Genomic DNA, 14,477 nt, shown 5'->3' on the forward strand with positions numbered 1-14,477 from the left:
ACGAACGTGTGCCCGCTCGGGTACACTGCAGAGATTAACAATGCTTGGTGATAAAGGCGGTAAATGTGGATCTGATTGCTGACTATGGACTTTTTTTGGCTAAAGCGGTGACTATCGTGGCGGCAATAGGTGCCGTTGCCCTTATTCTGGTGAACGTTGCGCAACGTAAGAAACAGGGTCGGGGCGAACTAAGGCTGACGAATCTCAGCGAGCAGTATCAGGATGTTCAGCAGGAGATGCAGGTCGCTATGCTCGACCCGCATCAGCAGAAACTGTGGCTTAAAGAAGAAAAGAAAAAACTTAAGTTCGAAGCAAAGCAGGCCAAAGCGCGGGCCAAACGTGGTGAAAAGGCCAGCTCGGGTAAGCCGACGCTTTACGTCCTCGATTTTAAAGGCAGCATGGATGCCCACGAAGTCAGCTCGCTCCGCGAAGAAATTACCGCCGTGTTATCGGTGGTGAAACCCAAGGATGAAGTTTTGCTACGCCTGGAAAGCCCTGGCGGCGTGGTTCATGGCTACGGGCTGGCGGCATCACAGCTCCAGCGCTTGCGGGACAAAGCAGTGCCTTTAACCATTGCGGTGGATAAAGTGGCGGCCAGCGGCGGGTATATGATGGCGTGTGTGGCCCAGCGTATTGTGGCCGCGCCATTCTCCATCATCGGCTCGATTGGCGTTGTCGCGCAAATCCCTAACTTCCATCGCCTGCTCAAACGTAATGATATCGACGTGGAGCTACACACCGCGGGGCAGTACAAGCGTACGCTAACCCTGCTGGGTGAAAACACCGAACAGGGGCGTGAGAAGTTCAGGGAAGATCTCAACGAAACGCATCACCTGTTCAAGCAGTTTGTCAGCAGCATGCGTCCGGGCCTTGATATTGAATCAGTGGCTACGGGCGAGCACTGGTACGGTACCCAGGCGAAAGAAAAAGGACTGGTGGATGACGTGGCGACCAGCGACGATCTGCTGCTCGGCATGATGAAAGAGTTTGACGCTATTAATGTACGTTATCTGCAGCGTAAAAAAGTGATGGATCGCTTTACCGGTAGCGCGGCGAACAGCTTAGATCGTCTGCTCTTACGCTGGTGGCAGCGTGGTGAAAAACCGCTGCTGTGAAGTCATTCTTTTCTGGAACAAAAAAGCGAGGCGTTTAAGCCTCGCTTTTTGTTTAGCCCTGCAGCGAATACTTCTCTGACAGAACGTGGGCCAGGTGTTTAAACATATTAAACACCGCCGTGCTCTTCGGCGTCGGCAGGCCTTGCTCGTCCAGGAAGTATTCGCCACTAAAGACCAGCACGCCGTTTTTTTGTTCCACGCCGGTGGCTTCCATTCCGTGCAGGAAATCCTCATGTTCACGAATGATTTTGTTCGCCTCTGCGAGGAGGGATTCGCGGTCAATAGGCTGAGTTGTCTCTTGCATGATGTTCTCCTTAAAAAACTGGCGCTAGTTTACGTCCGCTTGAGGGAAAAGGGCAAATTTTCCCTGTAAACCCTGTGGCCTTAAAAAAGTTAACCGTGCTGGCGGGATCCGGTATTGCATGCTAATAAAGTTGCGTAACATATTTTATCAGGTAGAGTGTGACGCTTTCGCAAATCTGGCAACAGAATTGCTTGACATTCGACCAAACTTCCGTCGTGCTATGCCACTTGCTTGCGACTTTTGGCCTTCGATACCCGATAAGTGAGCCGAGGGTATTGCAGGTTATTGAAAAAAAGAGTTGATCTCCTTCTACGCTGCCGCAATATAAAAAAGCGCGTCGCCAGTGGAAGGTGAAAATTTGCGACGTATTCCTGGAAGAATTAAATAGGTAAAGGTGAAAATGGGTAAAGCTCTCGTTATCGTTGAGTCCCCGGCAAAAGCCAAAACGATCAACAAATATCTCGGTAATGACTACGTGGTGAAGTCCAGCGTGGGTCACATCCGTGATTTGCCGACCAGTGGATCAACCACCAAGAAGAGCGCTGACTCTGCCGCCGCCAAAGGGACCAAAAAGGTCAAAAAGGATGAACGCGGAGCGCTCGTCAACCGTATGGGTGTCGATCCCTGGCATAACTGGGATGCTCATTACGAAGTGCTGCCGGGCAAGGAGAAAGTGGTCTCCGAGCTGAAATCACTGGCAGAAAAAGCAGACCACATCTATCTCGCAACCGACCTTGACCGCGAAGGGGAAGCCATTGCCTGGCACCTGCGGGAAGTTATCGGGGGCGACGACACTCGCTACAGCCGCGTGGTGTTTAACGAAATTACTAAGAATGCGATTCGTCAGGCGTTTGAAAAGCCGGGTGAACTGAATATTGACCGTGTGAACGCCCAGCAGGCGCGTCGCTTTATGGACCGCGTCGTGGGCTACATGGTGTCTCCGCTGCTGTGGAAAAAGATTGCGCGCGGTTTGTCTGCCGGGCGCGTTCAGTCCGTAGCGGTTCGCCTTGTGGTGGAACGTGAGCGCGAAATTAAAGCTTTCGTGCCGGAAGAGTACTGGGAAATCGACGCCAATCTGTCTACGCCGAAGGGCGATGCGTTGCCGGTGCAGGTAAGTCATCATAAAGACAAACCTTTCCGTCCGGTTAACCGCGAGCAGACCATGGCGGCTGTAAGCCTGCTTGAAAAAGCGCGTTACACCGTGTTGGATCGTGAAGACAAGCCAACCAGCAGCAAACCTGGGGCGCCGTTCATCACTTCCACGCTGCAGCAGGCTGCCAGCACCCGTCTTGGTTTCGGCGTGAAGAAAACCATGATGATGGCGCAGCGTCTTTATGAAGCGGGCCACATTACCTACATGCGTACTGACTCCACCAACCTGAGTCAGGATGCGGTGAGCATGGTACGCGGCTACATCGAAGAAAACTTCGGCAAGAAATATCTGCCAGCGGATGCTAACCAATACGCCAGCAAGGATAACTCTCAGGAAGCGCACGAAGCGATTCGTCCTTCTGATGTGTCCGTGCAGGCGGAAGCGTTAAAGGATATGGAGGCGGATGCCCAGAAGCTTTATCAGCTGATCTGGCGCCAGTTCGTCGCCTGCCAGATGACGCCGGCGAAATACGACTCCACCACGCTGACGGTGGAAGCCGGTGAGTACCGCCTGAAGGCGCGTGGCCGCACGCTGCGCTTTGATGGCTGGACGAAAGTGATGCCCGCGCTGCGCAAGGGCGATGAAGACCGTACTTTACCGCCGGTGAACCCGGGAGAGGAGCTGACGCTGGTTGAGCTGCTTCCTGCCCAGCACTTTACCAAACCGCCCGCGCGTTTCAGCGAAGCGTCGCTGGTGAAAGAGCTGGAAAAACGCGGAATTGGCCGGCCATCCACCTATGCTTCTATCATTTCAACCATTCAGGATCGTGGCTACGTGCGCGTTGAGAACCGCCGTTTCTACGCCGAAAAAATGGGTGAAATCGTTACCGATCGTCTGGAAGAAAACTTCCGCGAGCTGATGAATTACGATTTCACGGCGCAAATGGAAGACAGCCTTGACCAGGTGGCCAATAACCAGGCCGAATGGAAAGGCGTGCTGGACAACTTCTTCACCGATTTTAGCGGCCAGCTTGAAAAAGCGGAGCAGGATCCGGAAGAAGGCGGTATGCGTCCGAACCAGATGGTTCTGACCAGCATCGACTGCCCAACCTGCGGCCGTAAAATGGGGATCCGTACCGCGAGCACCGGGGTATTCCTCGGCTGTTCTGGCTATGCGTTGCCGCCGAAAGAGCGCTGCAAAACCACCATCAACCTGGTGCCGGAGAACGAAGTTCTTAACGTGCTGGAAGGTGACGATGCGGAAACCAACGCGCTGCGCGCCAAGCGCCGCTGCCAGAAGTGTGGCACGGCGATGGACAGCTACCTTATCGATCCGAAGCGCAAGCTGCACGTGTGTGGTAATAACCCGACCTGTGACGGCTACGAAATCGAAGAGGGTGAGTTCCGGATCAAGGGGTATGACGGCCCAATTGTTGAGTGCGAGAAATGTGGCTCAGAAATGCACCTGAGAATGGGGCGTTTTGGCAAATACATGGCCTGTACCAACGATGAGTGTAAAAACACCCGTAAGATCCTGCGTAACGGCGAAGTGGCACCACCGAAGGAAGATCCGGTCCCGCTGCCGGAACTGCCGTGTGAGAAATCGGACGCGTATTTCGTTCTGCGAGACGGTGCGGCTGGCGTCTTCCTGGCGGCGAACACGTTCCCGAAATCTCGTGAAACGCGCGCCCCGCTGGTAGAAGAGCTACATCGCTTCCGCGATCGCCTGCCGGAGAAGTTACGCTACCTGGCCGACGCCCCTCAGGAAGATCCTGACGGGAACAAAGCGTTCGTTCGCTTCAGTCGTAAAACGAAGCAGCAGTACGTGGCTTCGGATAAAGACGGCAAAGCGACCGGCTGGTCGGCGTTCTTCGTTGACGGCAAGTGGGTCGTCGGCAAGAAGTAATCCTGCCTGAACCTGAGAAAACCGGAGCCTGTCTCCGGTTTTTTTATGGTGCTTTATATAACTCGTTTATTATCTTTTCATCCCATCTATACAAAGTAGCTATAACTGATATAGTGAGTAAAGCAATGTCAATTTTCGTTTTTTCTGCGTCTTAACCCCGCCGATTGCGCCGGGGCCTTTGACCCTGGACGGTAAGCTATGAAATTACAGCAGCTGCGTTATATCGTTGAAGTCGTTAACCATAATCTGAATGTCTCCTCTACGGCGGAAGGGCTTTATACCTCTCAGCCGGGGATCAGTAAGCAAGTTCGTATGCTGGAAGACGAACTGGGGATACAAATATTTGCCCGGAGCGGGAAACACCTGACCCAGGTCACGCCGGCGGGGCAGGAAATTATCCGTATCGCTCGCGAAGTGCTGTCGAAAGTTGACGCCATCAAGTCCGTTGCCGGAGAACACACCTGGCCCGATAAAGGCTCGCTCTATGTAGCAACCACCCATACTCAGGCCCGCTATGCGCTGCCAGGCGTGATTAAAGGCTTTATTGAGCGTTATCCCCGGGTTTCACTGCATATGCACCAGGGCTCACCGACGCAGATTGCAGAGGCGGTTTCTAAAGGCAATGCAGATTTTGCTATCGCCACCGAAGCGCTTCATCTTTATGACGACCTGGTGATGCTGCCTTGCTACCACTGGAACCGCTCCATTGTGGTCACGCCGGATCATCCCCTGGCTTCGAAAGCGTCGGTTAGCATCGAAGAGCTGGCTCAGTATCCGCTGGTTACCTACACCTTTGGCTTTACCGGTCGTTCTGAGTTGGACACTGCGTTCAACCGCGCAGGATTAACGCCGCGGATCGTCTTTACCGCCACCGATGCCGATGTAATTAAAACCTACGTTCGTTTAGGACTCGGAGTGGGGGTTATTGCGAGCATGGCGGTAGATCCGATTTCAGACCCGGATCTGGTTCGTATCGAAGCCCAGGGCGTATTTAGCCACAGCACCACGAAAATAGGTTTCCGCCGCAGCACTTTCCTGCGCAGTTATATGTATGATTTTATTCAGCGTTTTGCGCCACATTTAACCCGCGACGTGGTGGATACCGCCGTAGCATTACGCTCTAACGAAGATATTGAAGCGATGTTTAAAGATATAAAATTACCGGCCAAATAATTCCCCAGGGTATCTTCGGCGCATCCGGAGATACCCGAGTCATTATTAAACAAGAATTAAACGCATTTCTTCGTCTATTCCCATCCCCTCAAATAAGCCACATCCTGTTAATGGTTATTGTGTCGCAATTAAGAGACACAGCTAGTAAATAATTCCTGGTTGCGCAAATCTGGCGTTTCGATTATTTATTTCAGGTCAAAAGATTAAATCTTTTCTCCTGCTTATTGCGCAATTTTTCTGGCTTTTGAGCTAGAGTTTCTTTAGGATTAATCCCAACTGGCGATTAGTTATACCAATTGTTTGGAATGTTACGATAAGTGGTGTCGATTGTATGAGGCTAGCAATGTCATCAGGAAGTGAGGAACCGCAGCAGGATCCGGCCCTGAAACGCAAGGCATGGATCGCGGTGTTTTTGGTTTCAGCCTTGTTCTGGCTGGTTGTGGCGCTGGTTGCCTGGCATTTTTGGGGGTAGCTATGTCTACTCGGGATAGGGTGTCTGCACCTAAGGTTGTGGCCCGCAACAGCGGCAAGCCACGAAAAGAAGTTAAGAAAGAGGAAAGCACGCCACCTGAAGGCTGGACGCTGACCAAACAGCAGCAGGCCTTTATTGATTTGTTTTCCGAAGACGATAGCAAAAAACAATAAAATCGTTATTGAATCGTTTATTTTTGCTGCTGCTAATGAATTTATTTTATTTACTGCAGGGCAACGAATCATTTACTGATAATTACACACAGCAATACATTTTGGTGACTGCTTAATTAAGCAGTCTTATTGCATATAGTCACATTGAGTTAACTCTATGAATAATCACAATGCCGTGAAATATTGGTCATGGATCGGTGCTTTCACGCTGTCTGCCTTGTTTTGGGTAGAAGTGTTGCGTGTCTTCGCGAATTAATCTTCGTTGAGTGGGTGATCGCCGCTGTCTTACTGCTTCGAATAATCCTCCTGATTCGCCTCTCGCCCCGACATTCCGTTGGGGCGTTTGTTTATTCACGGTTTATTCCCTCCGCCTCATTTATCAATTTGGGTTGTTATCAAATCGTTACGGCAGGATTGTGTTATCTTTAATTGTGACCCTGCGAATAATCAGGGCACTCGCTATCCCTGTCATAAAGGAGGAGCTATGTCGTTAACCCTACGCGAAGCCAGTAAGGACACTTTACGGGCGCTAAATAAAACCTGGCACTACTACAGTTTACCGCTGGCCGCAAAAGAGCTGGGGGATATCAGCCGGTTACCCAAATCGCTAAAAGTTTTACTGGAGAACTTGCTGCGTTGGCAGGACGAGGACTCCGTCACCCGCGAAGATATTCACGCCCTGGCCGGCTGGCTGAAACAGGCGCACGCCGATCGCGAAATTGCCTATCGTCCAGCCCGGGTACTGATGCAGGACTTTACGGGCGTTCCGGCGGTGGTCGATCTTGCCGCGATGCGTGAAGCAGTGAAGCGTCTCGGCGGTGATGTCGCCAAAGTTAACCCGCTTTCACCGGTCGATCTGGTGATTGACCACTCCGTGACCGTAGACCATTTCGGCGACAAGGATGCCTTCGAGGAGAACGTTCGTCTTGAAATGGAGCGCAACCACGAGCGCTATGTTTTTTTACGCTGGGGGCAGCAGGCGTTTAGCCGCTTCAGCGTCGTGCCGCCGGGGACCGGCATTTGCCACCAGGTCAACCTTGAGTACCTGGGGAAAGCCGTCTGGAGTGAAGAACAGGACGGCGAGCTTGTCGCTTACCCTGATACTCTGGTAGGTACGGATTCGCACACCACGATGATTAACGGTCTTGGAGTACTGGGCTGGGGCGTGGGCGGCATTGAAGCTGAAGCGGCGATGCTCGGCCAGCCGGTATCCATGCTGATCCCTGATGTGGTCGGCTTTAAGCTTGAGGGCAAACTGCGCGAAGGTATCACCGCGACTGACCTTGTGCTGACCGTCACCCAGATGCTGCGTAAACACGGCGTAGTCGGTAAATTTGTTGAGTTTTATGGCGATGGCCTCGACTCGCTGCCGCTCGCTGACCGCGCCACTATTGCCAATATGTCCCCTGAATACGGTGCGACCTGCGGTTTCTTTCCGATTGACGGCGTAACCCTGGAGTATATGCGCCTCAGCGGGCGTAGCGAAGAGCAGGTAGCCCTGGTGGAAGCCTACGCTAAGGCACAGGGCATGTGGCGCAATGCCGGGGATGAACCGGTGTTTACCAGCACGCTTTCTTTGAACATGAATGACGTTGAGGCAAGCCTGGCTGGGCCAAAACGCCCGCAGGATCGTGTCCCGCTCGGCGGAGTGCCAAAAGCCTTTGCCGCCAGCAACGAGCTTGAAGTCAACGCCTCCCACAAAGATCGTCACCCGGTCAACTACACGCTGGCGGGCGAAGAGCATCAATTGCCGGATGGTGCAGTAGTGATTGCCGCCATCACCTCCTGTACCAATACGTCAAACCCAAGCGTGCTGATGGCGGCAGGATTGTTGGCTAAAAAAGCCGTGAGTTTAGGGCTGAAGCCGCAGCCGTGGGTGAAGGCCTCGCTCGCACCTGGGTCTAAGGTGGTCTCGGATTATCTGGCGAAAGCCAGGCTAACGCCATACCTTGATGAGCTGGGCTTTAACCTGGTGGGTTACGGATGTACTACCTGTATCGGTAACTCTGGCCCGCTGCCGGATCCTATCGAGCAGGCGATTAAAAAAGGCGATCTGACCGTGGGCGCGGTGCTTTCCGGCAACCGCAACTTCGAAGGGCGCATCCACCCGCTGGTGAAAACTAACTGGCTGGCCTCACCGCCGCTTGTCGTTGCCTATGCGCTGGCTGGGAACATGAACATCGACCTGACTAAAGAGCCGTTGGGGCAGGATAAAAATGGCGCTGATGTTTACCTGAAAGATATCTGGCCGGGTAGCCAGGAAATTGCTGCCGCTGTCTCGCAGGTGACTACCGAGATGTTCCACAAAGAATATGCCGCAGTGTTTGAAGGTACCGAAGAGTGGCGCAGCATTGAAGTTGCGCGGTCGGCCACCTACGGCTGGCAGGATGACTCAACCTATATCCGACTGTCGCCGTTCTTTGATGAGATGGGCGCTGAACCCAAACCAGTGGAAGATATTCACGGGGCTAACGTGCTGGCGATGCTGGGGGATTCTGTCACTACCGACCATATTTCCCCGGCGGGAAGCATTAAACCTGATAGCCCTGCAGGGCGCTACCTGCAGGGACACGGCGTAGAGCGCAGGGACTTTAACTCCTACGGTTCGCGTCGAGGTAACCATGAAGTCATGATGCGCGGGACGTTTGCCAACATTCGTATTCGCAACGAGATGGTGCCGGGCGTTGAAGGCGGCATGACGCGGTTACTGCCAGGTGAAGAAGTCCTGTCTATTTATGACGCCGCAATGCGTTACAAAGAGCGGGGAACCCCGCTGGCGGTGATCGCCGGGAAAGAGTATGGCTCCGGCTCAAGCCGCGACTGGGCGGCCAAAGGCCCTCGTTTGCTTGGGGTGAGGGTGGTCATTGCCGAATCGTTCGAGCGAATTCACCGCTCGAATCTTATCGGCATGGGCATTTTACCCCTGGAGTTCCCTCAGGGCGTCACGCGAAAAACGCTGGGGCTCACGGGGGAGGAAAAGCTGGATATCAGCGGGTTAAACCAGCTGAAGCCCGGCGCCAGCGTCCCCGTCACGCTGACCTTTGCCGACGGGCGTAAACAGGTGATTGACTGCCGCTGCCGTATTGATACCGGCAATGAGCTGACCTATTTCCGTCACGACGGCATCCTGCATTATGTGATCAGGAATATGCTGAAGTAAGAAACGAAAAAGCCCCTGAAAAGGGGCTTTTTTTATGAAGTGAGCACCTTTACTCCGACAGCAGATGGCCCATTTTGGCTGCTTTGGTGTCGAGGTAATGCGCATTTTTAGGGTTGCGTCCAACGATGAGCGGTACGCGCTCAACAATATTGATCCCGGCTTCAGTCAAAATTTCGACTTTTTTCGGGTTATTGGTGAGTAAACGCACGGCATCAACGCCCAGCAGCTTGAACATGTCGGCACACAGCGTAAAGTCACGTTCGTCGGCGGCAAAACCGAGCTGATGGTTAGCTTCTACCGTATCGTAGCCTTTGTCCTGCAGCGCATAGGCGCGGATTTTATTCAGCAGCCCGATATTACGGCCTTCCTGGCGATGGTAAAGCAGCACGCCACGGCCTTGTTCAGCAATATGGGTTAACGCTGCCTCAAGCTGGAAACCGCAGTCACAGCGCAGGCTGAACAACGCGTCACCGGTCAGACATTCGGAGTGAACGCGCGCGAGCACGGGGACTTCACCGCTAATATCACCGAAAACCAGAGCAACATGATCCTGCCCCGTTGCCACTTCTTCAAAACCCACCATCAGGAAATCGCCCCAGGGGGTTGGCAGTTTGGCTTCTGCCACACGTTTAAGCTGCATGTGATTCTCCAGGTACTTATTTTGACACCCAGGTGTCTGCCAGAGGTCTGGCCTGTACGTTAATGCCAGATATTTTGCCATAACGCGCGGACGTTCGCTTCATTGGCAGTTTAAAAAGCCATTTTTGCCAATGGCGGCCACGCGGTTTAACCCTTTCAGGCATTTTTCGGTTATTCTTTAAAGGCTTTCATTATCATGAGGTTTTCATGCAGGCAATAGCAAAACGCATTACCACAGGCACCATGCTTCTGTTAATTATGCCGTTAATCGTCTGGTTCAGCGGCTGGCAATGGGCCCCAGGGGGCAATGAAAGCGTGTTAAAAATGCTTTATTGGGTCACTGAGACCGTAACGCAACCCTGGGGTGTCATTACGCATATCGTGCTTTGCGTCTGGTTTCTGTGGTGCCTGCGTTATCGCCTAAAGCCTGCGCTAATGTTATTTGCTATCCTCGCTGCCGCTATCCTTATAGGTCAGGGCATTAAGTCCGTTATCAAGAATAAAGTGCAGGAACCCCGACCTTTTGTCGTATGGCTGGAAAAAACTCACCATATCCCAACCGACGAGTTCTACACTTTAAAGCGTACTCAGCGTGCGGAACTGGTTAAAGCACAGCTGGAAGGGCAAGCGGAGATTCCCGGCTGGTTACGCAAACACTGGCAGTTCGAAACCGGTTTCGCCTTTCCTTCAGGCCATACTATGTTTGCTGCCAGCTGGGCGCTGCTGGGCGTAGGATTGCTTTGGCCGCGCAGGCGGACGTTGACGCTGGTGATATTGTTGTTATGGGCTACCGGCGTAATGGGAAGTCGACTGCTGCTGGGCATGCACTGGCCACGCGATTTGGTTGTGGCCACGATTATCTCTGGCTTGTTGGTTACTCTGGCGACCTGGCTTGCACAGCGTTGGTGTGGGCCGCTGACTCCACCGGCAGAAGAAGACCAGGAAATAGCCGAACGGCGTTAAAAAGGTTGAGAATAGTGTTTTAACCCCCATTTCTTATGCATTGGGAGTGGTTAATGGATTCCCCGGTTTCGCCTGAAATGGTAGTTTATACCTCCGGGACTCATTTTTGGCATAGCTAAGCCAGCTGTGACCACATAACGGGATGTCATGTGAAATATTTACTCATTTTCTTAGTTGTGCTTGCCATCTTTGTGGTTTCTATCACTTTAGGGGCGCAAAACGATCAGGTCGTAAACTTTAATTATCTGCTGGCACAAGGCGAGTACCGCGTGTCTACTTTGCTGGCGACGCTGTTTGCGGCAGGGTTTATTATTGGATGGCTGATTTGCGGTCTGTTCTGGCTGCGCGTCCGTGTTTCCCTGGCCCGTGCTGAGCGAAAAATTAAACGTCTTGAGCAGCAGGTAAGCCCCACTACTGATGTTTCGGCACCCGCCGTGCCGGCCGTGAAGGAATAATCTTTTATGTTGGAACTGCTGTTTCTGCTGTTACCCGTTGCAGCCGCTTATGGTTGGTACATGGGGCGCAGAAGTGCGCTGCAAGACAAACAGCAGGAGGCCAGCCGCCTTTCTCGTGACTATGTCGCCGGGGTTAACTTCCTGTTGGCTAACCAGCAGGACAAAGCGGTTGACCTGTTCCTCGATATGCTTAAAGAAGACACAGGCACCGTCGAAGCGCACCTCACGTTAGGGAATCTTTTCCGCCAGCGTGGTGAAGTTGACCGGGCCATCCGTATCCACCAGTCGCTTATGGAAAGTGCGTCGCTGAACTACGACCAGCGGCTGCTTGCCGTTCAGCAACTAGGCAAAGACTACATGGCCGCCGGCCTTTATGACCGCGCCGAAGATATGTTCAGCCAGCTTATCGACGAAACCGACTTCCGCATCAGCGCGCTGCAGCAACTGTTACAAATTCACCAGGCAACAAGCGACTGGCAGAAAGCCATCGACGTGGCCGAACGCCTGGTTAAGCTCGGCAAAGACAAACAGCGTGTGGAAATCGCGCATTTCTACTGTGAACTTGCGCTACAAAACATTGGCAATGACGACACGGACAAGGCGATGTCCCTGCTGAAAAAAGGGGCGGCTGCAGATAAAAATTGCGCCAGAGTCTCCATCATGATGGGGCGCATTTTCATGGAAAAAGGCGAGTATGCCAAAGCGGTAGACTCGTTAAAACGCGTGATTGAGCAGGACAGTGAACTGGTCAGCGAAACGCTGGAGATGCTGCAGGTGTGCTATCAGCAGCTAGGCAAACCTGACGAGTGGGAAACTTTCCTCAAGCGCTGCGTGGAAGAAAACAGCGGGGCGGTGGCAGAGCTTATGCTGGCGAGTATTCTGGAGCAGCGCGAGGGCGCTGAAACGGCCCAGATGTATATCAACCGTCAGCTGCAACGCCACCCAACAATGCGGGTATTCCATCGTCTAATGGATTACCACCTTCATGAGGCGGAAGAAGGGCGAGCGAAAGAGAGCCTGATGGTACTGAGGGATATGGTTGGCGAGCAAATCCGCACCAAGCCCCGCTATCGCTGTCAAAAATGCGGCTTTACCGCGTATACCATGTACTGGCATTGTCCATCCTGCCGCGCCTGGTCAACGGTAAAACCGATCCGCGGGCTGGACGGTCAGTAGCCCGCTTTTTTTAAAAGCTCAGATTTTAGTTACAACATACTATTAAATATTGCATCGTCCCCAGCTTCAGCATCGTGCAACTTTCGCCTGGCAGAGGCCAATCGCGGCTGTAAATTTACCTGGCTGGCGAGTAGAATGCTGCCGTTTAACTTTTTTGCGCCGCGCTGGTGCCCAACAGTCAGAAGGTTTTGCCATGAATTCAACTGCGTCATCCTCCTCCCGTGTTGTCACCGAATCGCCGATAGTCGTTGCACTTGATTATGATAATCGCGATAACGCCCTGGCCTTTGTCGACCGTATAGACCCGCGCGACTGCCGCCTGAAAGTAGGGAAGGAGATGTTTACCCTGTTTGGCCCGCAGCTGGTGGGCGATTTGCAACAGCGCGGTTTTGACGTGTTCCTCGATCTGAAATTCCACGATATTCCAAACACCACCGCGCGGGCCGTAGCTGCTGCGGCAGAAATGGGCGTGTGGATGGTCAACGTTCATGCTACGGGCGGTGCCCGTATGATGCGTGCGGCAAAAGAAGCGCTTGTCCCTTTTGGGAAAGATGCACCGTTGCTGATTGCCGTTACCGTTTTGACCAGCATGGAAGCCAGCGACCTGGCCGATCTGGGCATTACCGCCAGCCCGGCAGATTATGCCGAGCGTCTGGCGACGCTGACCAAAGAGTGTGGCCTGGACGGTGTAGTGTGCTCTGCGCAGGAATCGGTACGCTTTAAGGCGGCCTTAGGCCGAGAATTCAAGCTTATTACACCGGGCATTCGTCCCCTCGGTAGCGATGCCGGCGATCAGCGCCGAATCATGACACCACAGCAGGCTCAGCAAGCGGGCGTAGACTTTATGGTCATTGGGCGTCCGATCACCCAATCAGGCGATCCCGCGCAGACTTTACGTGATATCCGCGCCTCGCTGGTGCAGGGGGCATAATGAAAGACAATAACAGTCGACTGGTCTATTCCACAGAAACCGGGCGTATTGATGAGCCGAAGGCTGAAGTCCAGCGCCCAAAAGGCGACGGCATTGTGCGCATTCAAAAGCAGACCAGCGGCCGCAAAGGGAAGGGCGTATGCCTGATTTCTGGTATTGATGCCGACGATGCGACGCTGGCAGCCATTGCTGCGGAGCTGAAAAAGAAATGTGGCTGCGGTGGCGCGGTCAAAGACGGCGTGATTGAAATCCAGGGCGATAAGCGCGATTTGATAAAATCATTGCTGGAAGCTAAAGGCATGAAAGTGAAACTCGCGGGCGGGTAACTCGGAATAAAATTAATTATTGGGCCACGGCAATACCGTGGCCTTTTATTTTTAATGCTGTTAGTCAGACCTGAAAATTAACACGTAATGAATTCGTCAAAGCAAGTTAGCTTTTGCTGGCGTCCTGCCTTATTTACCCACCTGGTGACCGATAATACCGCCTACTGCCGCACCGCCAAGCGTACCCAGCGTGCTGCCGTCGGTCAGGACTGCGCCACCCAGCGCACCGGCACCTGCGCCGATTGCCGTGTTGCGGTCACGCTTAGACCAGTTAGAACAAGCACTCAGGGACATTGCGAGGGTAATAGCCAGCATTGCAGCGGCCACTTTTTTGTTATTTAAGGTCATCATACTTTCTCCAGAATAATTGATTCACGGAAGCCAGTCTCAGTTAAGTATAGTAAGAATTCACCACTTTACCGGGCAGTTCGTGAAACGATGTCGCGATATAAACTTAGAAAAGGGCAGGTGCGCTTATTACTCCCTGTTATATCGCTAAATTCTATTCTAATTTTTCTCGATGATTAACACAGGTAAAAACTCTTAATTCCAGCGTGGGAATATTCTGAGAGAGAAAAAGCCCGCTCGCGCG

15 protein-coding genes are annotated in these 14,477 nt (G+C 52.9%); 12 read left to right on the forward strand and 3 right to left on the reverse strand.

Going from position 1 to position 14,477, the window contains the following annotated elements; genetic code table 11:
• Positions 1-65 precede the first annotated feature (65 nt).
• Entirely contained in the window at positions 66-1,115 is a 1,050-nt protein-coding gene (sohB, locus tag F3J29_RS05220; protein WP_166863567.1) for a protease SohB, read from the forward strand.
• Positions 1,116-1,167: 52 nt separating this feature from the next.
• Here sohB and F3J29_RS05225 read toward each other — a convergent pair whose 3' ends face one another.
• A complete protein-coding gene (locus F3J29_RS05225; protein ID WP_166863569.1) occupies positions 1,168-1,419 on the reverse strand; it encodes a YciN family protein in 252 nt (83 codons plus the stop codon).
• 400 nt (positions 1,420-1,819) lie between these two features.
• Here F3J29_RS05225 and topA point away from each other — a divergent pair, with 400 nt between their 5' ends.
• From topA to acnA, 6 genes are all read left to right on the forward strand, one after another.
• Positions 1,820-4,417: a type I DNA topoisomerase gene (gene topA / locus F3J29_RS05230; RefSeq protein WP_166863571.1), complete on the forward strand. Its 2,598-nt coding sequence runs from the start codon at positions 1,820-1,822 to the stop codon at positions 4,415-4,417.
• Between the two features lie 198 nt (positions 4,418-4,615).
• Positions 4,616-5,590 carry an HTH-type transcriptional regulator CysB gene (gene cysB, locus F3J29_RS05235; protein WP_166863573.1) on the forward strand — a complete coding sequence of 325 codons (975 nt, stop codon included), beginning with the start codon at positions 4,616-4,618 and terminating at the stop codon, positions 5,588-5,590.
• A gap of 313 nt (positions 5,591-5,903) precedes the next feature.
• Complete coding sequence (locus F3J29_RS05240; protein WP_500784344.1) at positions 5,904-6,062, forward strand: YmiA family putative membrane protein; 159 nt, start codon at positions 5,904-5,906, stop codon at positions 6,060-6,062.
• A gap of 2 nt (positions 6,063-6,064) precedes the next feature.
• Positions 6,065-6,235 (forward strand): YciX family protein, encoded by a 171-nt coding sequence (locus tag F3J29_RS05245; protein WP_166863575.1) that lies wholly within the window; start codon positions 6,065-6,067, stop codon positions 6,233-6,235.
• Between the two features lie 157 nt (positions 6,236-6,392).
• Complete coding sequence (gene ymiC / locus F3J29_RS22700; protein ID WP_273969969.1) at positions 6,393-6,491, forward strand: small membrane protein YmiC; 99 nt, start codon at positions 6,393-6,395, stop codon at positions 6,489-6,491.
• Between the two features lie 228 nt (positions 6,492-6,719).
• Positions 6,720-9,395 (forward strand): aconitate hydratase AcnA, encoded by a 2,676-nt coding sequence (gene acnA / locus F3J29_RS05250; RefSeq protein WP_166863577.1) that lies wholly within the window; start codon positions 6,720-6,722, stop codon positions 9,393-9,395.
• Positions 9,396-9,444: 49 nt separating this feature from the next.
• On the opposite strand, the gene ribA is transcribed toward acnA, so the two are convergent.
• Entirely contained in the window at positions 9,445-10,035 is a 591-nt protein-coding gene (ribA, locus tag F3J29_RS05255) for a GTP cyclohydrolase II (RefSeq protein ID WP_166863579.1), read from the reverse strand.
• Positions 10,036-10,241: 206 nt separating this feature from the next.
• On the opposite strand from ribA, the gene pgpB reads away from it, so the two are divergent.
• From pgpB to yciH, 5 genes are all read left to right on the forward strand, one after another.
• Positions 10,242-10,997, forward strand: a complete 756-nt coding sequence (pgpB, locus tag F3J29_RS05260) for a phosphatidylglycerophosphatase B (RefSeq protein ID WP_166863581.1) — start codon at positions 10,242-10,244, stop codon at positions 10,995-10,997.
• Between the two features lie 149 nt (positions 10,998-11,146).
• Positions 11,147-11,452: a LapA family protein gene (locus F3J29_RS05265; RefSeq protein WP_166863583.1), complete on the forward strand. Its 306-nt coding sequence runs from the start codon at positions 11,147-11,149 to the stop codon at positions 11,450-11,452.
• A 6-nt stretch (positions 11,453-11,458) separates the two neighbouring features.
• Entirely contained in the window at positions 11,459-12,628 is a 1,170-nt protein-coding gene (lapB, locus tag F3J29_RS05270; RefSeq protein ID WP_166863585.1) for a lipopolysaccharide assembly protein LapB, read from the forward strand.
• 193 nt (positions 12,629-12,821) lie between these two features.
• The gene (pyrF, locus tag F3J29_RS05275) at positions 12,822-13,559 is read left to right on the forward strand and encodes an orotidine-5'-phosphate decarboxylase (RefSeq protein WP_166863587.1); all 738 of its coding nucleotides are present in this window, start codon (positions 12,822-12,824) and stop codon (positions 13,557-13,559) included.
• Positions 13,559-13,885, forward strand: a complete 327-nt coding sequence (gene yciH / locus F3J29_RS05280) for a stress response translation initiation inhibitor YciH (protein WP_166863589.1) — start codon at positions 13,559-13,561, stop codon at positions 13,883-13,885. Before pyrF ends, yciH begins: the two co-directional genes overlap by 1 nt.
• Before the next feature lie 129 nt (positions 13,886-14,014).
• On the opposite strand, the gene osmB is transcribed toward yciH, so the two are convergent.
• Positions 14,015-14,233 (reverse strand): osmotically-inducible lipoprotein OsmB, encoded by a 219-nt coding sequence (osmB, locus tag F3J29_RS05285; protein WP_008461331.1) that lies wholly within the window; start codon positions 14,231-14,233, stop codon positions 14,015-14,017.
• Positions 14,234-14,477: the final 244 nt, after the last annotated feature.

This window comes from Enterobacter sp. Cy-643, assembly GCF_011752815.1.
Taxonomy (GTDB): Bacteria; Pseudomonadota; Gammaproteobacteria; order Enterobacterales; family Enterobacteriaceae; genus Cedecea.

Bases quoted from the DNA above. Each gene is read 5' to 3' on its own strand.
- F3J29_RS05225 (WP_166863569.1), bottom strand. From the start codon at position 1,419: ATGCAAGAGACAACTCAGCCTATTGACCGCGAATCCCTCCTCGCAGAG.
- topA (WP_166863571.1), top strand. From the start codon at position 1,820: ATGGGTAAAGCTCTCGTTATCGTTGAGTCCCCGGCAAAAGCCAAAACG.
- cysB (WP_166863573.1), top strand. From the start codon at position 4,616: ATGAAATTACAGCAGCTGCGTTATATCGTTGAAGTCGTTAACCATAAT.
- F3J29_RS05245 (WP_166863575.1), top strand. From the start codon at position 6,065: ATGTCTACTCGGGATAGGGTGTCTGCACCTAAGGTTGTGGCCCGCAAC.
- ymiC (WP_273969969.1), top strand. From the start codon at position 6,393: ATGAATAATCACAATGCCGTGAAATATTGGTCATGGATCGGTGCTTTC.
- acnA (WP_166863577.1), top strand. From the start codon at position 6,720: ATGTCGTTAACCCTACGCGAAGCCAGTAAGGACACTTTACGGGCGCTA.
- ribA (WP_166863579.1), bottom strand. From the start codon at position 10,035: ATGCAGCTTAAACGTGTGGCAGAAGCCAAACTGCCAACCCCCTGGGGC.
- pgpB (WP_166863581.1), top strand. From the start codon at position 10,242: ATGCAGGCAATAGCAAAACGCATTACCACAGGCACCATGCTTCTGTTA.
- lapB (WP_166863585.1), top strand. From the start codon at position 11,459: ATGTTGGAACTGCTGTTTCTGCTGTTACCCGTTGCAGCCGCTTATGGT.
- pyrF (WP_166863587.1), top strand. From the start codon at position 12,822: ATGAATTCAACTGCGTCATCCTCCTCCCGTGTTGTCACCGAATCGCCG.
- yciH (WP_166863589.1), top strand. From the start codon at position 13,559: ATGAAAGACAATAACAGTCGACTGGTCTATTCCACAGAAACCGGGCGT.
- osmB (WP_008461331.1), bottom strand. From the start codon at position 14,233: ATGACCTTAAATAACAAAAAAGTGGCCGCTGCAATGCTGGCTATTACC.